This is a genomic window from Nocardia salmonicida (assembly GCF_036142455.1).
Taxonomy (GTDB): domain Bacteria; phylum Actinomycetota; class Actinomycetes; order Mycobacteriales; family Mycobacteriaceae; genus Nocardia; species Nocardia salmonicida.
The window spans coordinates 5553963-5573000 of sequence record NZ_CP108014.1 but is presented as its reverse complement, the minus strand read 5'-3'; the positions used below and the strand labels follow the sequence as shown (position 1 = coordinate 5573000).

Annotated in this window: 20 protein-coding genes; 10 read left to right on the top strand and 10 right to left on the bottom strand. The window is 67.0% G+C overall.

Annotated features, from left to right (window positions below; translation table 11 throughout):
* The first annotated feature begins 7 nt into the window (after nt 1-7).
* Both OHS03_RS26090 and OHS03_RS26085 read left to right on the top strand, forming a co-directional pair.
* Complete coding sequence (locus OHS03_RS26090; RefSeq protein ID WP_328657726.1) at nt 8-883, top strand: RNA polymerase sigma-70 factor; 876 nt, start codon at nt 8-10, stop codon at nt 881-883.
* Nucleotides 884-967: 84 nt separating this feature from the next.
* A complete protein-coding gene (locus OHS03_RS26085) occupies nt 968-2050 on the top strand; it encodes an NAD(P)/FAD-dependent oxidoreductase (RefSeq protein WP_328657723.1) in 1083 nt (360 codons plus the stop codon).
* Here OHS03_RS26085 and OHS03_RS26080 read toward each other — a convergent pair.
* Nucleotides 2031-3290: a hypothetical protein gene (locus OHS03_RS26080; RefSeq protein ID WP_328657722.1), complete on the bottom strand. Its 1260-nt coding sequence runs from the start codon at nt 3288-3290 to the stop codon at nt 2031-2033. The two genes, OHS03_RS26085 and OHS03_RS26080, sit on opposite strands and share 20 nt — an antisense overlap.
* 72 nt (nt 3291-3362) lie before the next feature.
* Here OHS03_RS26080 and OHS03_RS26075 point away from each other — a divergent pair, with 72 nt between their 5' ends.
* The 3 genes from OHS03_RS26075 (at nt 3363) to OHS03_RS26065 (ending at nt 6432) form a co-directional block, all read left to right on the top strand.
* Nucleotides 3363-4094, top strand: a complete 732-nt coding sequence (locus OHS03_RS26075) for a Clp protease N-terminal domain-containing protein (protein WP_056814780.1) — start codon at nt 3363-3365, stop codon at nt 4092-4094.
* A gap of 239 nt (nt 4095-4333) precedes the next feature.
* Entirely contained in the window at nt 4334-5962 is a 1629-nt protein-coding gene (groL, locus tag OHS03_RS26070) for a chaperonin GroEL (RefSeq protein WP_056816261.1), read from the top strand.
* Nucleotides 5963-6105: 143 nt separating this feature from the next.
* The gene (locus OHS03_RS26065) at nt 6106-6432 is read left to right on the top strand and encodes a hypothetical protein (protein ID WP_328657720.1); all 327 of its coding nucleotides are present in this window, start codon (nt 6106-6108) and stop codon (nt 6430-6432) included.
* A gap of 184 nt (nt 6433-6616) precedes the next feature.
* Here OHS03_RS26065 and OHS03_RS26060 read toward each other — a convergent pair whose 3' ends face one another.
* Together OHS03_RS26060 and OHS03_RS26055 are read right to left on the bottom strand one after the other, a co-directional pair.
* Nucleotides 6617-7417, bottom strand: coding sequence for a DUF6585 family protein (locus OHS03_RS26060; protein WP_245661472.1), 801 nt, complete (start codon nt 7415-7417; stop codon nt 6617-6619).
* A gap of 106 nt (nt 7418-7523) precedes the next feature.
* A complete protein-coding gene (locus tag OHS03_RS26055; protein ID WP_328657718.1) occupies nt 7524-8210 on the bottom strand; it encodes a ZIP family metal transporter in 687 nt (228 codons plus the stop codon).
* An 87-nt stretch (nt 8211-8297) separates the two neighbouring features.
* On the opposite strand from OHS03_RS26055, the gene OHS03_RS26050 reads away from it, so the two are divergent.
* Nucleotides 8298-9077, top strand: a complete 780-nt coding sequence (locus tag OHS03_RS26050; RefSeq protein WP_328657716.1) for an alpha/beta fold hydrolase — start codon at nt 8298-8300, stop codon at nt 9075-9077.
* Here OHS03_RS26050 and OHS03_RS26045 read toward each other — a convergent pair.
* Entirely contained in the window at nt 9064-10008 is a 945-nt protein-coding gene (locus tag OHS03_RS26045; protein WP_328657715.1) for an SMP-30/gluconolactonase/LRE family protein, read from the bottom strand. The two genes, OHS03_RS26050 and OHS03_RS26045, sit on opposite strands and share 14 nt — an antisense overlap.
* A 115-nt stretch (nt 10009-10123) precedes the next feature.
* On the opposite strand from OHS03_RS26045, the gene OHS03_RS26040 reads away from it, so the two are divergent.
* The gene (locus tag OHS03_RS26040) at nt 10124-10573 is read left to right on the top strand and encodes a MarR family winged helix-turn-helix transcriptional regulator (RefSeq protein WP_255284586.1); all 450 of its coding nucleotides are present in this window, start codon (nt 10124-10126) and stop codon (nt 10571-10573) included.
* A 51-nt stretch (nt 10574-10624) separates the two neighbouring features.
* Here OHS03_RS26040 and OHS03_RS26035 read toward each other — a convergent pair whose 3' ends face one another.
* From OHS03_RS26035 to OHS03_RS26025, 3 genes are all read right to left on the bottom strand, one after another.
* Nucleotides 10625-11077 carry an SRPBCC family protein gene (locus tag OHS03_RS26035; protein ID WP_328657713.1) on the bottom strand — a complete coding sequence of 151 codons (453 nt, stop codon included), beginning with the start codon at nt 11075-11077 and terminating at the stop codon, nt 10625-10627.
* Nucleotides 11078-11526: 449 nt separating this feature from the next.
* Nucleotides 11527-11769, bottom strand: a complete 243-nt coding sequence (locus OHS03_RS26030) for a hypothetical protein (protein ID WP_328657711.1) — start codon at nt 11767-11769, stop codon at nt 11527-11529.
* Between the two features lie 86 nt (nt 11770-11855).
* Entirely contained in the window at nt 11856-12023 is a 168-nt protein-coding gene (locus OHS03_RS26025) for an NADPH-dependent FMN reductase family protein (protein ID WP_328657710.1), read from the bottom strand.
* Between the two features lie 656 nt (nt 12024-12679).
* Here OHS03_RS26025 and OHS03_RS26020 point away from each other — a divergent pair.
* Nucleotides 12680-13312, top strand: coding sequence for a TetR/AcrR family transcriptional regulator (locus OHS03_RS26020; protein WP_235569398.1), 633 nt, complete (start codon nt 12680-12682; stop codon nt 13310-13312).
* Complete coding sequence (locus OHS03_RS26015; RefSeq protein ID WP_328657707.1) at nt 13312-14181, top strand: alpha/beta hydrolase family protein; 870 nt, start codon at nt 13312-13314, stop codon at nt 14179-14181. Before OHS03_RS26020 ends, OHS03_RS26015 begins: the two co-directional genes overlap by 1 nt.
* 3 nt (nt 14182-14184) lie before the next feature.
* Here the strand turns inward: OHS03_RS26015 and OHS03_RS26010 are convergent, their stop codons facing one another.
* Complete coding sequence (locus tag OHS03_RS26010; protein WP_328657706.1) at nt 14185-16245, bottom strand: prolyl oligopeptidase family serine peptidase; 2061 nt, start codon at nt 16243-16245, stop codon at nt 14185-14187.
* Nucleotides 16246-16290: 45 nt separating this feature from the next.
* Nucleotides 16291-16821 (bottom strand): AMIN-like domain-containing (lipo)protein, encoded by a 531-nt coding sequence (locus OHS03_RS26005; RefSeq protein ID WP_328657704.1) that lies wholly within the window; start codon nt 16819-16821, stop codon nt 16291-16293.
* Between the two features lie 140 nt (nt 16822-16961).
* On the opposite strand from OHS03_RS26005, the gene OHS03_RS26000 reads away from it, so the two are divergent.
* The gene (locus tag OHS03_RS26000; RefSeq protein WP_328657702.1) at nt 16962-17936 is read left to right on the top strand and encodes a dipeptidase; all 975 of its coding nucleotides are present in this window, start codon (nt 16962-16964) and stop codon (nt 17934-17936) included.
* Between the two features lie 57 nt (nt 17937-17993).
* On the opposite strand, the gene OHS03_RS25995 is transcribed toward OHS03_RS26000, so the two are convergent.
* Nucleotides 17994-19022 (bottom strand): NADP-dependent oxidoreductase, encoded by a 1029-nt coding sequence (locus tag OHS03_RS25995; RefSeq protein WP_328657700.1) that lies wholly within the window; start codon nt 19020-19022, stop codon nt 17994-17996.
* Nucleotides 19023-19038 lie beyond the last annotated feature (16 nt).

The following is a 19038-nucleotide window of genomic DNA, read 5'->3' as shown; positions in this document are numbered from 1 at the left end:
GGCACAGGTGGAATCCGACAGCGTCGCCGAGTTCATGGAGCATCGGCAGCGGTTGTTCTCGCTGGCATATCGGATGTTCGGCGCGGCGACCGAGGCCGAGGACGTGGTGCAGGAGGTCTATCTGCGGTGGGCGCTGGCCGACCGGGCAGAGATCGCCAATGTTGAAGCGTGGTTGACGACCGTCACCGTGAATCTGTGTCGCACCCAGCTCGTTTCGGCCCGTGCCCGCCGCGAGACCTATGTCGGTCAGTGGCTGCCGGAGCCGGTGCCGACCGGCGCAGGCGCGCTCGGTCCGTTGGGGACCGTCGAGGAACGTGAGTCGGTCTCGCTGGCCGTGCTCACCGCGATGGAACGACTCAGCCCGATCGAGCGCGCCGTGTTCGTGCTGCGCGAGGCGTTCGGTTACCCGCATGCCGAGATCGCGCAGATGCTCGATCTCACCGAGGCCAATACCCAGCAGATATTCCATCGAGCCGGTCAGCGCGTGCGCACCGGCAAACAGCGCTACGTGGTGTCGGCCGAGCACGCGCGCACGATGATCGAGAAGTTCCTGCAGGCGGCGACGACCGGCGATGTGGGCGGTCTGCGCGCGCTGCTCGCCGACGATGTGGTGTCGGTCGCCGATGGTGGCGGCCGGGTGGTCGCGGCCAAGATCCCGGTGGTCGGCGGCGATGTGGTCGCGCGCTACCTGTCCAACCTGCGGCGCTTCCTCGGTCCCACGTCGCGGTTCGAATTCACCGAGATCAATGGCGACGTGGGTCTGATCCTGTTCCAGGACGAGGTCCCGGCGGGTGTGCTGGTATTCGACTTCGACGAAGCGGGTTCGATCGCGGCCGTTCGCACGGTCGTGAACCCGATCAAATTGGCCGCCGTAACCGTGTGATGCAGGTCACTTCGAGAACCTGTCAGGAACTCGGCGGCTGATCAGTCTGGTGTGTGTAGGCATTTCGAGAGAAGGAGCCACACCATGATCGGTCAGCATCGGATCGTCGTCCTCGGCGCCGGGTACGCGGGACTCACCGCGGCCCGCGCCCTCGCGAAGAAGACTCGCGACACCCAGATCACCGTCGTGGACGCCCGCGCCGAATTCGTGCAGCGGGTGCGTCTGCACCAGGCCGCCGCGGGTCAGCCGGTGAAGCGGCTCGACCTGCGGAAGTCGCTGGGACGCAAGGGCATCGAGTTCCTCCAGGCACGGGTCACCGACCTGGACCCGGAGCGCAAAGTCATCGCCGTCGACGGTGAGTGGACGCTGCACTACGACACCCTCGTCTACGCGCTCGGCAGCCAGGCCGACCGCAACGCCGTGCCCGGTGCCGCCGAGCACGCGAAGTTCGTCGCCACCGCCGAAGACGTGACGGAGCTGTCGGGTCAGATCGTCATCGTCGGATCGGGCCCGACCGGCATCGAACTGGCCACCGAACTCGCTGAATCGCACCCGGATTCGCGAATCAGCCTGCTCGGTTCCGAAGATCCCGGCGCTTGGCTCTCGCCGCGCGCGCACCAGGCGATCCGTGCCGCGCTCACCCGTCTCGGCGTCGAAATCCGTTCCGGCGTCAAGGTTGTCGAGGTGCTGCCCGATGCTGTTCGGCTCGCCGACGACACCCTGGTGCCCGCCGCCACCACCGTCTGGACCACCGGTTTCACCGTTCCCGACCTGGCTCGTCGTGCGGGCCTGGAGGTCGCCGCCGACGGTCGCATCCGCACCGACGACACGCTGCGCTCGGTATCGCACCCCGACATCTACGCCGTCGGCGATTCCGCGCTGATGGCCGGGGTGGACGGTCGTCCGCTGCGGATGGCTTGTGCGACAGCGATTCCCGCCGGGCAGTACGTGGTCGGGGCGATCACGGCGCGGGCGCGCGGTCGCGAACCGCAGCCGATGGAGGGGCGCTACGTCGCGCAGTGCATCAGCCTCGGCCGCCATGACGCGGTGCTGCAGCTCGTGAAGGCCGATGACACCCCGACGGACAGGGTGTTCACCGGTCGGATCGGTGTGGTGATGAAGGAACTGATCGTGCGGGGGACCGCCTTCACCGTGGGGTTGCGGTAGGTCCGGTCGCGTGGCGCTCGGCCCGACCTCTGACGAGGCGGGCCGAGGTCCATGCCCAGGGCGCGATGGCGATCAGGCCGAGCACGCCCAACCACGGCAGCCGCCACCACCAGCGCACATCGTGCTCGACCGCCATCGGGGCCGCCGTCAGTAGCCGTGCTGTGGAGGACCACACCACGAAGGCGTCGCCGATCGGCAACAGCCCGAACGCATAGCGCTTGGACCACGGTAGATCGATCGGCAACCCGATCAGCTCGCCCTCTGATCCGATCGCGGCAGCCAACGCCCGGTCACCGTTCACCCTGGCCGCTCCGACGGCGACGACGGTGGCGGACAGGCTGATCCCGGCGACCAGCGGGCCGGAGTCGACATCGCCGCTCCCGTCGACCCCCTTCGGATACTCGCGAACGGCGGGACCGAAACCTCCTGGGTGAGCGAGGAACTGGTCGCGATACCGCGTGTACTGGTTCCTCGCGAACGCTGGATCGATCTCGGGCAGGAACCGGAGGATCACTGTCTGCGAGGTCGCCCGCGCACCGGTCGTCATCGATCCGTCGGTCGGTGAAACCTGATGCGGTAGGAGACCGGTCGCGGGGTCGAGTCGGGTCTTCGCCTGCTCGAGCCAGCGGTCGATCACCGGGGTGTACCGCGCGCCGAACAGTGTGTCGTGCAGGCGAAGTGACGCCATCGCGACTGTCGAGTCGACGGGCCATGCCTGGCCCTGATAGGCCTGGAGGAACGGCGTGTCGGTCGCCGAGAACGCCTGTGCGATCTCGGCGCTTCGGGTGGAAAACTGCTGAACCGCAGCGGTATCGGAGCTATCCAGCGACAAGATCGCCCCGCGCAACCAGTTGGTCCAGCCCGCCCAGAACACCCCGTACGTGGGCTGCAACCGAGGGTTGAAGACCGCTCGACCCTCGTCGGACTCCAATCGCGCCAGTGCCCACCGCGATTCACGCAGCGCGTTATCGCGCAGCCCTGAATCTGCGTGCGCGGCCTGCACCCAGGCCAGACCGTAGAGCACGTTCGAAAAGACGTACCCCTCCGGAAACAGTTCTTGCGCAGCCGTATCCGATCCTTCGTCGAGCGCGCCACGCACGAAGGTCAACTGTCGCGCCGTCGACCCCGGCTGTTCGTCCAAACCCGGCTGTGGCCACAGCAGCTGTCCAGCGCCGACCAGGCACGCCATCGTCACGACAATCCCCGCCACGCGCGGCGCCCAGCGCCGGATTCTCCCCATGACGCCACTTTGCCAGGAATTGACCGTCAACCAACCGTTGACGCCCACGCATCGTCAACCTACAGTTGACGCATGAGCACTCCGAACTTCCGCCTCGACGACCTCATCGACGGCATCAAAAAGGCCCGCCCCGACAATGTCCTCGACCAACTCTCCGATGCCGTGGTCGCCGCCAATCACCTCGGCGAGACCGCTGATCACCTGATCGGCCACTTCGTCGACCAGGCGCGCCGCTCCGGCGCCTCCTGGACCGATATCGGCGCCAGCATGGGCGTCAGCAAGCAGGCCGTCCAGAAACGGTTCGTGCCCAAGGGGCCGAGCGACACGGCCGCGATGGATCCGCAGGCCGGTTTCGCCAAGTTCACCGACCGGGCCCGGCAGGTGGTCGTCGGCTCCCAGGAGGCGGCCCGCGCCTCGGGGAGCAGTCAGATCGCCCTCGGGCACCTGATTCTCGGACTGATCGGTCAGTCGGAAGGTCTGGCCGCCAAGGAGATCGTCGCCAGGGGCGTCACGCTGGACGCGGTGCGCGATGCCGCGACCGCCTCGTTGCCCGCCGCCGACGGTGACGTGCCCGCTCTCATCCCGTTCGACGGCGACACGAAGAAGGTACTCGAGCTCACCTTTCGCGAGGCGCTGCGCCTCGGCCACAACTACATCGGCACCGAGCACATCCTGTTGGCTCTGCTGGAACAGGAGAACGGCGCGGGCGTACTCAGCGGTCTGGGCCTTGACAAGGCCGTCGTCGAGGCCGAACTCGTCGAGTTGCTGAACCAGTTCCTGGCTTCGGTGCAGGACGAGGCCTGAGAGGCGGTCGCGCCCGGTATGTCCCGCGCGTCGGGCGCGACCTTGCACTCTCACCACCTGAGTGCTAAAAATGGCTTGGCACTCGTCACTGTTGAGTGCCAGGTCGGGACGGTGAGATCGGGTTCCATCGACACCCTCGGTCGTCCGTCGCGGGCACCTCCTGGCCAGCGTACTTTGGGGCGATCCAACCTGTGGTCGTCTCGTGTGTCAGCCATAGACATGTGGAGGATCTCAACGCAATGGCCAAGACAATTGCGTACGACGAAGAGGCCCGTCGCGGTCTCGAGCGGGGTCTGAACGCCCTCGCCGACGCTGTCAAGGTGACGCTGGGCCCGAAGGGTCGCAACGTCGTGCTCGAGAAGAAGTGGGGCGCCCCCACGATCACCAACGATGGTGTTTCCATCGCCAAGGAGATCGACCTCGAGGACCCGTACGAGAAGATCGGCGCCGAGCTGGTCAAGGAAGTCGCCAAGAAGACGGACGACGTCGCCGGCGACGGTACGACCACCGCTACCGTGCTCGCCCAGGCGCTCGTGCGTGAAGGTCTGCGCAACGTCGCGGCCGGCGCGAACCCGCTCGGCCTGAAGCGTGGCATCGAGAAGGCCGTCGAGGCCGTCACCGCCAAGCTGCTCGACACCGCCAAGGAGATCGACACCAAGGAGCAGATCGCTGCTACCGCTGGTATCTCCGCGGGCGACCCTGCCATCGGCCAGCTCATCGCCGAGGCGATGGACAAGGTCGGCAAGGAAGGTGTCATCACCGTCGAGGAGAGCAACACCTTCGGGCTCCAGCTGGAGCTCACCGAGGGCATGCGCTTCGACAAGGGCTACATCTCCGGTTACTTCGTGACCGACCCCGAGCGTCAGGAAGCGGTCCTCGAGGATCCGTACATCCTGCTGGTGTCGTCGAAGATCTCGACCGTGAAGGACCTGCTGCCGCTGCTGGAGAAGGTCATCCAGGCCGGCAAGCCGCTGCTGATCATCGCCGAGGACGTCGAGGGTGAAGCCCTGTCGACCCTGGTCGTGAACAAGATCCGTGGCACCTTCAAGTCTGTCGCCGTCAAGGCGCCCGGCTTCGGTGACCGTCGCAAGGCCCAGCTGGCCGATATCGCCATCCTCACCGGTGGCGAGGTCATCAGCGAAGAGGTCGGCCTCTCCCTGGAGACCGCAGGCATCGAGCTGCTCGGCACCGCGCGCAAGGTCGTCATCACCAAGGACGAGACCACCATCGTCGAGGGTGCGGGCGACGCGGAGGCCATCAAGGGCCGCGTGGCGCAGATCCGCGCCGAGATCGAGTCCTCGGATTCGGACTACGACCGTGAGAAGCTGCAGGAACGTCTGGCCAAGCTGGCCGGCGGCGTTGCGGTGATCAAGGCCGGTGCCGCTACCGAGGTCGAGCTCAAGGAGCGCAAGCACCGCATCGAAGATGCCGTGCGCAACGCCAAGGCCGCCGTCGAAGAGGGCATCGTTGCCGGTGGTGGCGTCGCGCTGCTGCAGGCCGCCCCCGCGCTCGACGGCTTCAGCGGTCTGACCGCTGACGAGGCGACCGGTGTCAACATCGTGCGCGTCGCGCTGTCGGCTCCGCTCAAGCAGATCGCCTTCAACGCGGGCCTCGAGCCCGGCGTCGTGGCCGAGAAGGTCTCCAACCTCCCCGAGGGCGAAGGCCTGAACGCCGACACCGGTGTCTACGAGAACCTGCTGGCCGCCGGCGTTGCCGACCCGGTCAAGGTCACCCGCTCGGCCCTGCAGAACGCGGCCTCCATCGCCGCGCTCTTCCTCACCACCGAGGCAGTAGTCGCCGACAAGCCGGAGAAGTCCGCCCCCGCAGGCGGCGACCCCACCGGCGGCATGGGCGGCATGGACTTCTGATCTCCTGATCAGTAAGTTCCCCGCAAGCCACGAAGGCCGGTCCACCATTCGGTGGACCGGCCTTCGTCATGAAATGGGGCTGATCAGTTGAGCGGGTATTCACTGAACTACTTGTGCTGATGCGGTCGGAGCGGTTCGAGGCAATGCTGAAGGGCCTCGGACTTGCCGCGCGCTCGCTCGCGATCATCGCGAAGGCGAACCGGCCACTGGCGGAAGAAGTCTTCGCCGAGGAGCTCCCGTGGCTGACGTGGCTGCCGGCCGAAGCCCGGCCCGAATGCATCAGCGAGCTCCTCGACCACCTCTTGGCAGGTGCGGAAACCGGCCTGCTCCTACCGTTTTCGCGGGCGCTACGAGAGTGGCAGTCGACCGCCGAGATCTACTCCGATCCGGAACTGGCACGTCGACTGCGCGGCCCGTTCGACACGGAGGATTCGATCGCCGTGCCGCGCCCCGGCGGTGGGGATGCCTGAGCTTCGGCGGTGGTCGGATCTGGTACGCCGTCGATGACGAGACGCGAACGCTGTGGATCACTCACGCAGGTACAGGGCATCCGAAGCAGACCGACCGACGCAAATAGGGCGACAAACGGGTTCATATCGAGCGGGTCGGATCGCCGCCGACAGATCATTCGATTGCTGAAACGAGTCTGCGAAGCTAGACCACTGGTGTGAGGCGGAGGCGCTCGGCCAGCTCGTTGAAGATGTAGAAGTTGGGGATGGTGCTGACGGGGGCCAGGGACATCCATATGCCGGAGAGTTTGATGCGGATGTGGCCGCTGCGGGCGTCGATGAGTTGGATGTCTTCCCAGGACAGGGCTTCTTCGCGGAAGGTGAGGGCGTCCAGGGAGAGGGAGAGTTCGCCGAACGGGACGGTTTCGCCGTTGTCGATGGCGGCTACCGCGGCGGGGAGTTGGGTTGCGGTGACGGCGGATTGGATGGCGCGGGCCCATTCGCGGGCGCGGGCGAAACCCTCTTCGTCGATGGTGGCTTCGACGCCGCCGGGGCCCGACAGTTCCAGCAGGTAGGTGACGGGGGTGGTGTCGTGGAAGGGGATGGCCTGCTGACGCACTTCGGTGCTGTCCCACCGGAATCCGGCCACGCGTTGACCAGAGCGGTAGACGGTGACGCCGTGGTCGAACAGATCGATGCGGGCGGCGCGGTTCTGCCGGTTGATCACGCCGCGGCGCAGCGCGAGCAAAACGGGCGCGGCGGCGATCACGAGCAGGGAGACACCACCTTGCCATCCGCCGACGGCCGCGACGATGACGCCGATGGTGGCGATGCAGCCCGCCACGATGCCGCAGCCGCGCACAAAGGTGTCGTCCGCGGGGGTGGCGAGAAAGGTGTCACGGTGCGCGCCCAGGTGCTGATACTCCGCCATCAGGTGTATCAGTTGGGTCAACGGCACCGCATGCCGAGTATCGGCTACGTCCTCCGGCCTGTTCGGAGTGATCACTCGTCCCTCCAAGAGGCGTTTTCATCCGCGGCGAAGCGTATGCGACCGGGCGGAATATTGCCACCGGTATGGATCGGAAATTCTGGCCACGACCGGGTGGAATGGCTCAGCCGATGGCGAAAGCGACGAAGAACCCCGCCGCAGTTGCCATCCCGATCCACCAACCGCCTTCGCGGTAGGCCTCGGGGATGAGCGAGTCGGCCAGCACCGCGATCGTCGCGCCGCCCGCGAAGGCCTGAACCACGCTGATCGCCGTCGTCGACACCGAATCAGCGAAACCGTTGCCCAGCACCGTCACCGCGACGAGCACCGCGGCCGTCACCGCCCACAGCGCGAAGGTCCGGCCTGCCTCGAACCCGTGCTGCTGACGCATGAGGACCGCCCCGCTGACCGCTTCGGGCACATTGCCCGCCGCGATCGCGACCAGCAACACCACTCCGCCTCCGCCGCTGAGGGATACGCCGAGCGCGAGGTTCTCCGGCACGCCGTCGAGCACGGTGCCCAGCAACAACGCCCAGCCGATCGCGGCGGGGCCCAGCCTGTTCTCGATGAAGTGGTTGGCGACCACGTACACCCCCGCGCCGGCGAACAACGCGGCACCGGCGATCAGCGGACCGTCGCGGTCGAAGGCGGGCGCGAAGAGCTCCTGCGACATCGCCGCGATCATCGTTCCCGCACCGAAGGCCATCATCGCGGCGAGTACGGGCTTCGGCAGCGTCCATCGCAGTCCCACCGCGACCCCGATCAGCAGCGGAACCACGGTGCCGAGACCGTACAGCAGGGCGGTAGACATGGGCTGAGCCTAGGTGAATCGATCCGACGAGGGACGCGCCCGAAATGCTGGGAACGCTCCGTGACTGTGCCGATTAGGGTGGTTGACGTGTTATTTCTGGACGAGGGCGAACCCACCGCGCCGGCGATCGTGTTCATCCACGGCATCCCGGGCTCGGTCGACTGGTTCGCTGCCGCCGCCGAGCGGATGACCGCCGCCTTTCGCGTGATCCGAGTCGATATGCACGAGCTCGGCGCCGACGGCGACTTCGGCGCCGCGGCCCGCGTGGCCCCGCTCATCACCCTCATGGACGATCTGGACCTCACCGATGTGACAGCGGTCGGACACTCGTTCGGCGCCGAGATCGCCTTGGAACTCGCCGCCGTCTCCCACCGCGTTGCCCGCGTGGTGGTCGTCGGCCAGGCCCCTGACTACCAGGCCGCCAGGATCCCGACGGCCGCGAAATGGGTTGTCCGCCCGTGGGCTGTGCGCCTGGCGCAGCGGTGGACACCGGGGCCGGTGATCCGCCTGGCGAGCCGGTCGGCCTTCGCTCCCCGCTTCCGCTACGACTCGGCGCCCGGGCTGGCCGAGGCGCTGGTGCGCGACTTCCGCGCCACCCTTCCCACGGGCCTCGCCTACGCGGTGGGCGCCCGAGCCGACGACTTCGCCGAGAAACCCCTCGATACCCGCGTGCGGGCGCTCGACCAGCCCGTGCTCGCCATCCACGGCCGCCACGACCACCTCTACGACAGCGCCGAAACCCTCGCCCGCTTCGCCGCCGCGGGCGCCGACACCCACCTCGTCGAACACGCGGGCCACTCCCCGCAAGTCGAGCAACCGGACGAATTCGTCTCCGTCCTCGGCGAATTCATCGCTAGAACCCGGTGACCGCCGAAACCACGAATGTCCCCGGCGTGCCCGTCTGACCCAGCGGCCCGCCCTTGTCGAACTGCGACGACACGATCAGTGCCCGCTCGCCCGAATGCACCATCGTCGTAGGAACATTCAGCGCGAGATCGTGGAATTCGCCGGTGCGGGTAGCGGTGGCGCCGTTGTCGGTGAGGGCCCAGCGGCTGATGGTGTTGTCGAGGTTGTGGACTATCCACAGCGTGTTGTCGCGCAGGTCCAGCCCGTCGCCGTGGCGTGCGTCGCCACCGGTCAGCACTACCTTTCGGATCGGATCCGCGCCGCCGGTGAGGTCGATGCGGTACAGCTCGGCCGCTGACATGGCGACGACGATCAGGAACTTGCCGGCCGGGTCGGCGACAATGCCGTTGAGCTCGAACACCTTCGGGTCACGCGGCCCGAGCGCGGTGGTCAGGTCGTAGGCGACTTTCAGTTCACCCCCGCCGCCGATTACCGCCTTGTAGACCACATTTCGCATGCTGTCGGTCAGATAGGCCGACCCGTCCGCGCCGAAATCCAGGTCGTTGACGAAACGCGGTGCGTCACCGGGCACTGCGAAGCGCGCCAGCAGCGCTCGTGATCCGGTGTCGTAAACACTCACGCCCACACCCGAATCGATCACCCACAGTCGACCGCTTCGATCGACCTTCACGCCGTTCGCCGTCTTCCTGCCGTCGGCGCCCGCGGGCAGGAACACCTCGGCGCGCGCAGCGTCGGTGGCAGCCCGATACACCGCGCCGTCGGCGAACGACCCGACGTAGGTGTCACCGTTGCGCGCGTCCACGCCGATGCCCTCCGGGTACACGGCGTTGCCCGGCAGCTCGTAAGCGGTGCTCAGCGTGGGTGTGGTGGGCGAGGTTCCGCATGCGGCCAGGGTCAGGCAAGCGGCGGCAGCGGCGACGGTTCTCAACATGATGAAGCCTCTCAGTGACGTAACGCCAAGCATCAATCGATAGGCAGTAACTTAGATTAGGGTCGTTATGATCGTCAAGAGGTTTACGAAGTGATGGGCGGATACCATGCAACGCATGACGTCCATGTCCGCCGCCGAGAGGCTCGGCACATATATCAAGCGTGCCGAGCAAGCCCTGATCGCGACGAAGACGGCCGCGCTCAAACCCGCCGGGCTGACCGTCGCGCAGTACAGCGCGCTGCTGCACCTCGCCGAGAATCCCGGCATCTCGGCCGCTGCCCTGGCCCGGCTGGCCGGCGTCACCCCGCCGACCATGAACACTGTCCTGACCAACCTTCAGGAGCGCGGCCTGGTGGACCGGACCCCGCATGAGTGGCACAAGAACGTGCTGGAAACCCGACTCACCGAGGAGGGGCGGGCGGTGATGAACGATGCCGACGTCCGCGCGATCGCGGTGGAGCGTGCCTTGGCTGAGCGATTCACCGCGACCGAACTGGCCGCGGTGCAGGAGCTGCTCACCCGCGGCGCGCAGGCGCTCGACGAGATCCGCGACAACCTGGCATAACGAAAAAAGAGCCCGCCGGATGATTCCGGCGGGCTCACGCGATATTCGAGGTCAGCGCTCGGCGGCGACCTTCACCTTGCTCAGCGTCTCCTGCATACCCGAGACCAGATCGGCCTCGAACTTCTCCTCGCCGCCCATGGCGACCTTGATCGTTCCCCGCAACCAACCGGGCAGCCCCTTGGCGTCGACGGTGCGCGTCTCGACGACGCGGGTGCCGGTGGCGGTCGGCTCGAGCTCGTAGGCCCAGACCGTGCGGTTCTCGTTCATCCGGAACGCCAGCGCCTTGTTGGGCTCGAAGCGCACGATCCGCGAGGTGGTCGGGTAAACCTTCCAGCCGACCTTGTTGATGTTGACGGTGAACGCGCCGTCGCGAACGCCACCGACCGCGACCATCTTCAGCGTCGTGGGGCTGAGCTCGGGCATGCGGCGCAGGTCTGCGAGCACCGACCAGACCTGTTCCGGCGATGCGGCGATGTCGATGCTGGCTTCGAGAGTGTTCGGCAACGGTGCCTCCGGGGTATGCGTGACGGGCTGTCACGCTCAGCATAGGCACCGTGACCTCGGTAGACCTCCGCCCGTGGTCGGATTTCTTGCGGGCTGCGCCGAACGCTGGTCAAAATAATTGCGCCCGAATATGTTTCGACAGAAGTCACGTGGCCCGGCTTACCGGGCGGCAACCCGCCCGTCGACTGCGGGGCGCTCCGGCTGACGACGCCGTCGGGCGGCGCGAGCAGTACGCCGGTGTAGATCCCGACGATGGACCCGAGCGCGGGAAGGCCGCTGACGTGGAGCGGCGTCAACCGTGGGCCGCGCGGCAGCGCGACGAACCCGGTGAAGGCCGAGCCCGCCGCGCCCACCACGAACACGGCCTGCCGGCCGGAAACGTCGTCGACAACCTGCGCGCTCACCCCCACGCCGAGGAACGTCAGGTCCGATATCGAAGCCGTCGACCGCTAAGTCGCCCGTATGTCGATCCTCGCGCCCGGACTCGGCGCCGAGATCACCACAGGGGCGGACAAGGCCGTCACTGCCAGGCCCCCGACGGTCACCGGGCGTCGTCCCCGGCGGTGCGACAGCGGGCCGGTGATCAGAAACCCTGCGCCGTAGGCGAGCTCGAAAGCAGTTGTTGTCCAGATCGTCGCGTCGCGGCGGGTACCCCACGCCGCGGCCGGGTCGCCGAGTATCGGCAGCGTCACGTAGGGCTTCCTGACGACGAGAATCCCTCCGGCACAGATTGTTGCGACTGTTCTTCCCGTCGGCGCCCACCCCCGTTTCCGTCACTTCAGTAGTCGGCGCCGAAGTCGGGCAAACCCGGCTCGAACAGATCGAACGTGTCGACCCGCGATCCGGCGTCCTTCGCCGCGAGGGTTTCGATGAAAGTGTTTGCGGTAGAGCGGGATCGGCGGAGTTCGCCCCGTGAGCAAGCCTTGATGTGCAGCAGAGTCGTCATGGGGACAGGAGTACCGAGCCCAGCGGCTGCCGACAATGATTTGTCGCACCGTGACGGTTACTTCTCGGTTCGACGGATGCGGGAACGGCGCATCGGTACACTCACGTTTCACATCGCGGGTGCCCTGGCGCGTCGACGACGAGCAGCGGCTGCTGGACGAGGGAACGACGGTACGGATCGACGCACGCGGAACGGGAACGGTTGCGCGCGCTCGGATTCGGCGATGCCGATATTCACGGTCTCGTGCTGTCGACGCCTCGTTCGCGAATCGGCTCATGCTCGGTTCGGGCGCGCCCCGAGTTCCTTGGTCTTGTGCCCTGTGACAAAAAATTCTAGAAAATTCCTTTAAAACACCCTCGCTTCACATTCTGTCTGGGTATCGTCCGAGATGGCAAATGGCCAGTGACAACGAAGTCACAAAACATCGACTTGGAGTGACACATGCTTTACAACATCACTGACGACAGCAGCGACGGCAACATCCTGACCCTGCTGCTCGGCCTGCTCGCCAGCTCGCTGAGCACCGGTTCGGTGCAGGGCTCGGGCAACTGAGCCGTCTGTAGCCAACTTTCGGCTAACGCGCGGTTGGCCGATTGGGCAGCCGAAGGGCCTGATCCATGACGAGGGGATCAGGCCCTTCGGTATTGTCAGCGACAATGTCACAGGATGCGAATACGGGACGAATGTATGCCGGGCAACCCGTAGAGGACCGGCAACGCCAGCGGCGTGCGCGTTTTCTGGAGTCAGGCCTTACGGTCTTCGCGCGCGACGGGTACGCAAACAGTTCGGTCGGCGCCATCTGTAAGGACGCGGGACTATCGTCTCGGCAGTTCTACGAGGAGTTCACCGGCCGCGAATCTCTGCTGCTGGAGCTGTACGAGCAGATCGACCGACATTCGCGCGAGGCGGTGGCTACCGCCCTCGAGGACAAGGCCGAGGCGACCGTGCTCGAGCAGATCGACGCGGCCGTGCGGGCCTACGTCGAGTCGATCGGGACCGATCCCCGCAAGGCGCGGGTGGCGCTGGTCGAAGTGGTCGGAGCAGGCCCCAAGGTCGAGAAGTTTCGTCTCGAACTGCGTCGCGTGTGGGGGTCACTGCTGGCCAGTGCCGCCGAAGACGCGGCCATGCACGGCGAAATCCCGCCCGGCGACTACGAACTGCGGGTACTCGCGGTGATCGGCGCGGTGAACTATGTCGTCGACGGCTGGAGCGGCAGCGACCCGCGGCCTCCGCTCGATGAGGTGATCAAGGTGCTGAGCCGGGTGATCCTTGGCGCGGTCGGGGCTTGATGGCCCGGGTCGAGATCGTCGAGATCCAGGTACCCGACGGCAGCACCCTGCCGGTGCGGCTCATTCCGGCCACCGGCGCCCACCGGCATCCGGTCACCCCGGACGCACCACGCGCGGTCGTGGTGATCGTGCCCGGCCTAGCGGTGCCGGGGGAGTTCTACGAGTACTTCGGACACCGGCTGGCCGCCCGCGGATTCGATGTCGCCATCGGCGAACTGCGTGGTCAGAGTGAGAGCACGCGTCGTCCCGACGCCGAAAGCACCTACGGCTACCACGAACTGGTCTCGGTGGACTTTCCGGCGATGCTGGCCGCGGTGCGCAACCGGTTCCCGGCCAGCACGCCGTACCTGCTCGGGCACAGCATGGGCGGCCAGCTCGCATCGATGTACGCGGCCAGGGTGCGCGGCAGGCTCGGCGGCTTGATCCTGGTCGCTTCCGGGACGCCGTATTTCCGTGGGTATCGCGGTGTCTTCGGGCCGGGCGTGCTGGTGGGCACCGCGGCGGTGGCGGTCGCGTCGAACCTGGCCGGGTTCTGGCCGGGGGACCTGCTCGGCAAGCGCGCGTACGGCAGGCAGTCCAAAGTTCTCATGTCGGATTGGGCCAGACTGGCACGCACCGGGCGCTTCGTGCCCGTCGGCGCCGATATCGACTACGACGAGCGGATGTCGCGGCTGACGTTTCCGGTCCTGTCGATCACCATCGCCGGAGACGATCTGGCCCCGCAGACCTCCGCCGACCACCTGCTCGGCAAGCTGCCCGGCACGCAGGTGACCCGGTGGTTCCAGCCGGAGGCCCTGGGGCACAACGGCTGGATCACCAATCCGGACTCCACCGTCGACACGGTGGAGAAGTGGCTGCGCGACCGCTGAGGATCAGGCCGAGCGGCGGCCCTCGATCAGCATCTGGATGAAGAACTCGTAGACCAGCGCGGACAGATAGGCCGACTGCTTGTTGTCGGCGGCTCCGCCGTGACCACCCTCGATGTTCTCGTAGTACCAAACAGTGCGATCTTGCGACTCCAAGAGCGCGGCCATCTTTCGCGCATGGCCGGGATGGACCCGGTCGTCGCGAGTGGAGGTGGCGAGCAGGATCGGCGGGTACTGCTTGCCGGGGTCGGTGTTCTGATACGGCGAGTACTCGCTGAGGAAGGCCCATTCCTCCGGCTTGTCCGGGTCACCGTATTCGGCGACCCACGACGCACCGGCCAGCAGCAGGTGATAGCGCTTCATGTCCAGCAGCGGGACCTGGCAGACGATGGCGCCGAACAGTTCCGGGTAGCGGGTGAGCATCACGCCCATCAGCAGCCCGCCGTTGCTGCCGCCGATCGCGCCGAGCCGGTCGGGGGTGGTGATGCCGCGGGCCACGAGGTCGCGGGCGACCGAGGCGAAGTCCTCGAACGCGCGGTGGCGGTGCTCTTTCAGTGCGGCAGTGTGCCATTCGGGGCCGTACTCGCCGCCGCCGCGAATGTTGGTCATCACGTAGGTGCCGCCACGTTCGAGCCAGTTCATGCCCGCCGAGCCGAGATAGGCGGGGGTCTTGGAGATCTCGAAGCCGCCGTACCCGTTCATGATCGTCGGTCCCGGTGTGCCGCGCCGGTCGCGATGGCGGATCACGAAGTAGGGCACCGCGGTTCCGTCGTCGGAGGTGGCGAAGAACTGTTCGGTCTCGATGCCGGTGGCGTCGAAGTAGCCGGGCGCCTGCTTCAAGGTCACCGCGGTTTCGCCGATGGCGCTGCTGAGCAGGGTGGTCGGGGTGGTGAAACCGGTGGTGGTGAGCATGAATTCGTCGCCACCCTCCAGCGGGTCCAGGTTGGCCACCGAGGTGGACGACATGGCGGGGGAATCGGTGAGCGCACTGGCGGCCCAGCCGTCCGGGCCGGGGGTGAGCACGCGGAATCCGGTCTGCACGTCCTGCAAGGTGGTCAGGATCAGGTGGTTCTCGGTCCATCCCCACGATTCCAGTGAGGTGTGCGGATCCGGTGTGAAGAGGACGTCGAATTCTCTGCCACCGGCGAGGAAGTCGTTCAGGTCGGTGACCAGCAGACTGCCGGGCGCGTAGGTGGTCTGGGCCGGAGTCCACTCGGTCTTCAAGCGCACCAGCAACCAGTCGCGGTACCAGTCGACGTCGGCGTCGGTGGGGGTTTCGATCAGACGCCACGCACCGTCCTCCAGCAGCGATACCTCACTGTTGAAGAAGTCCGTCGACCGATGAAGATAGTGCCGCTCGTAGCCGGGGTGGCGGTCGTAGCCCGCGCCGATCGAGACATCGCTCGGCTTGCCCTCGTACACCGTGTCGGCGGTGGACAACGCGGTGCCGCGTCGCCAGCGCTTGGCGATGCGCGGGTAGCCGGAGTCGGTGAGCGATCCGGGTCCGAAATCGGTGCCGAGGTAGACGGTGTCGGCGTCGATCCAGCCGATGCGCGACTTGGCCTCCGGCAAGGAGAACCCACCGTCCTCGGGGGCGATGAATTGCCTGGTGGTCAGGTCGAATTCGCGTTCGACGGTGGCGTCGGCGCCGCCGCGGGACAGATGGATGATGGCGCGTTCCTGCGACGGACGCAGCACGGCCGCGCCCGCCCACACCCAGTTCTCGCCGTCCGCCTCGGCCAGCGCGTCGACGTCGATCAGCACATCCCACTCGGGCTCGTCGGTGGCGTAGGACTCGAATGTCGTGCGCCGCCACAGCCCGCGCTGATGCTGCGCGTCACGCCAGAAGTTGTACAGCCACGGCCCCCGTCGGCCGGGGTAGGCGATCTTGGTGTCGTCGTCGAGCATCGCCAGAACGCGACGCTCCATATCGGCGAATCGGTCGGTGGCCGCGAACCGCCGCCCCACCACCTCGTTGCGGGCGCGCGCCCAGTCCAGCGCGCCCTCGTCGGTCACGTCCTCGAGCCAAAGATAGGGATCGGTCACGTTCTGCTCAACGCCGCTCATCCCCACATTGTTGCCGATGTGAGGATTCGCATGTTGCGCGAGCCGTCACCAGTAGTGGGCGACGTCCACGACCACGCGGGCGGGGCCGTCGAGGGTGCTCACGCGGAAGGGCAGGCGGGCGCGGACGCCGAGGCCGAAAGTGCTCTGGCCTTCGAAGGAGCCGGCGAACGCGGCTTGGCGGAAGGTCGGGTAGCCGTTCACGCCGACGAGCTCGGTGCGGCTCGGCGGGTTGTAGGTGCTGTTGCCCGCGTTGTCGTAGGCGGGGGCCATGACGGCGATCTGCAAGAACGCGCCACCGCGGAGCGGGACAGCGGCGCCGGAGCCCTCCTGGGTGACTGTGCCGACGTAACCGACGCGGTAACCGGCGGTGGGCCCGGACAGGTCGATGACCAGGCGGTCGAAGCACTCGTGGCGGCCCGCGCGGACGTCGGCGACGGTGGCTCCCGAGTAGTTCGATGTCGATTGGTCCTGTGAGCTCCAGGCGAGACCGCAGTAGGAGGGGGTGGCGGACGCGGGCAGAGTCGACAGCCCGAGGCAGGTCGCGAGGGAGGCGAGGAGGACGAGGACGCGACGCATGTCGCACCGCCTTTTGGATCAGGGGGCAATGGGTCGGGGATGCAGTACTGACTTATCGACGAATCAGACATCGCGTTAACGTCGGTCCGGCGTCGGATGCGCTGTGAAACGTACGATCACAGGTCACGAATCAACCGGAGGTGGATGTGTTCCTGTGGGAGCAGCACTGTTGTCTGCCGTTGCGGCCCACGGCCAGGGTCGCGGAGCTGGCTCGGTACCCGGCGGGGTCGTATCTGTCGGTCAACGTCGGGTACTCGGCGCAGACCAAGGATGATTCGCTGGCCTTGCTGCGGCAGTTCCGGGACGAGGCAGCGGCGGATTCGCGGTTCCGGTTGGTCGACCGAGTGGGCGATGTCGGTGCGCCCGGGATGATCTCGTTGGCCTTCGACCTCGAGGATTCCGGGCCACTCGACGGTGACCTCGACACTGTGGAACTGTTCTACGAGCTCGGCGTTCGCTCGCTGCTGCCCACCTACAACCACGCGAACGCGGCGGGCTGCGGTTGCCTCGACAGCGGCGACACCGGGCTGACCGGATACGGAAAAGACCTGGTGCGCAAGCTCAACGAGGTCGGCATGTTCGCCGACGGCTCGCACTGCTCGCGCCGCACCGGCCTCGACATCGCCACCCACACCTCGGTTCCGATGATCTACAGCCACTCCAATTTCGCCGCGCTGTGGGACCATCCGCGCAATATCACCGACGAGCAGGCACGCGCGTGCGCCGCCACCGGTGGGGTGATCGGCATCAACGGCGTCGGAATCTTCCTCGGCCGCAACGAGCCTGCCGCGCGCGCCGAGCGGGTCGAGGCGACAGCCGACCACATTCGATACGGCGTCGACCTGGTCGGGATCGACCACATCGGGATCGGGTCGGACTATTCGTTCGACGGTCAAGAGTTCAACGACGAGATCCGCGACAACCCGGGCGCGTTCTCCGACTCGTACACGAAATGGGGCCCGCTGCAATGGACTCCACCCGAGGATCTGCTCGGCGAATCCGATGTGCCCGGCTTGGACGAGCTCCTCGCGGCCCGGGGTTTCACGCCTGCCGAGCGCGCGGCGATCTTCGGTGGCAACTTCGCCAGGGCCGCGAGCCACGTCTGGCGTGAGTGACCTTCGCCCCGCCGGACCGAGGAGTTCGGTGCGCGGCGGGGCGTCCGGGGCCGATGTTCAGGCGAGGTGAACGAGCATTTTTCCGGTGTTGGCGCCGGTGAGAACACCGAGGAACGCGGCGGGCGCCTGGTCGAGTCCTTCGTAGACGGTTTCGGCGGTGTGCAGGGCGCCGTCGGCGAGCCAGCCCGCGGCCTTGGCGATGTACTCGCCGAAGATCGGGAAGTAGCTGGTGACCAGCATGCCGCGCAGGGTGATCTCCTTCGTCGCCGCGAGGTAGAGATCGGGGGTCTGCCCGGTGGTGGCGCCGTTGTAGCCGCTGATCGCGCCGACCAGGGCGATCCGGCCGTGCTGGTTGAGCGCCTCGATGGCGACCTTCAGGTGTTCGCCGCCGACACTGTCGAGGTAGACATCGATGCCATCGGGTGCGGCCGTCGCGAGCTGACCATCGAGATCGCCGGCCCGGTAGTCGATCGCCGCGTCGAAACCGAAGTCCTCGAGCAGCTTTCGGGTCTTGACGGGACCACCGGCCGAGCCGATCACCCGCTTCGCGCCGAGGGCCTTGGCGATCTGGCCCGCCACGCTGCCGACCGCTCCCGCTGCCGCCGAGATGAACACGGTGTCGCCGGGCTCTACCCGGGCGACGTCGGTGAGCGCGGCGTAGGCGGTGAGTCCCGTGGTGCCGAGCACGCTCAGGAAGTGCTGCGGTGCGGCGAGTTCGGGGTCGACAGGGGTGGCCGTCGCGGCGTCGACGATGGCGTGTTCGCGCCATCCGGCGAAGTGCGTGACCGTGGCGCCGACCGCGATATCGGCTGAGCGGGAAGCGATCACCTCGCCGATCGCTGAACCGTCCAGGGCCGCACCGAGTTCGAAGGGCGGGATGTAGGACGCCTTGTCGTCCATCCGGCCGCGCATGTACGGATCGACCGACATCCAGGTGTTGCGGACCAGGATCTGGCCCTCGGCGAGTTCCGGCAGTTCCCGCTCCACCAGGGCGAAATCGCCGGCGACCGGTGCGCCGTTCGGGCGGGCGGCGAGGTGGATCTCGCGGGTGAAGGTGGGCAGTGCGCGGGTGGCCGTGTTCGACATGATCGAGCCTTCTTTC

Bases quoted from the DNA above. Each gene is read 5' to 3' on its own strand.
- OHS03_RS26085 (WP_328657723.1), top strand. From the start codon at position 968: ATGATCGGTCAGCATCGGATCGTCGTCCTCGGCGCCGGGTACGCGGGA.
- OHS03_RS26080 (WP_328657722.1), bottom strand. From the start codon at position 3,290: ATGGGGAGAATCCGGCGCTGGGCGCCGCGCGTGGCGGGGATTGTCGTG.
- OHS03_RS26075 (WP_056814780.1), top strand. From the start codon at position 3,363: ATGAGCACTCCGAACTTCCGCCTCGACGACCTCATCGACGGCATCAAA.
- groL (WP_056816261.1), top strand. From the start codon at position 4,334: ATGGCCAAGACAATTGCGTACGACGAAGAGGCCCGTCGCGGTCTCGAG.
- OHS03_RS26065 (WP_328657720.1), top strand. From the start codon at position 6,106: ATGCTGAAGGGCCTCGGACTTGCCGCGCGCTCGCTCGCGATCATCGCG.
- OHS03_RS26055 (WP_328657718.1), bottom strand. From the start codon at position 8,210: ATGTCTACCGCCCTGCTGTACGGTCTCGGCACCGTGGTTCCGCTGCTG.
- OHS03_RS26045 (WP_328657715.1), bottom strand. From the start codon at position 10,008: ATGTTGAGAACCGTCGCCGCTGCCGCCGCTTGCCTGACCCTGGCCGCA.
- OHS03_RS26040 (WP_255284586.1), top strand. From the start codon at position 10,124: ATGACGTCCATGTCCGCCGCCGAGAGGCTCGGCACATATATCAAGCGT.
- OHS03_RS26025 (WP_328657710.1), bottom strand. From the start codon at position 12,023: ATGACGACTCTGCTGCACATCAAGGCTTGCTCACGGGGCGAACTCCGC.
- OHS03_RS26020 (WP_235569398.1), top strand. From the start codon at position 12,680: ATGTCACAGGATGCGAATACGGGACGAATGTATGCCGGGCAACCCGTA.
- OHS03_RS26015 (WP_328657707.1), top strand. From the start codon at position 13,312: ATGGCCCGGGTCGAGATCGTCGAGATCCAGGTACCCGACGGCAGCACC.
- OHS03_RS26010 (WP_328657706.1), bottom strand. From the start codon at position 16,245: ATGAGCGGCGTTGAGCAGAACGTGACCGATCCCTATCTTTGGCTCGAG.
- OHS03_RS26005 (WP_328657704.1), bottom strand. From the start codon at position 16,821: ATGCGTCGCGTCCTCGTCCTCCTCGCCTCCCTCGCGACCTGCCTCGGG.
- OHS03_RS25995 (WP_328657700.1), bottom strand. From the start codon at position 19,022: ATGTCGAACACGGCCACCCGCGCACTGCCCACCTTCACCCGCGAGATC.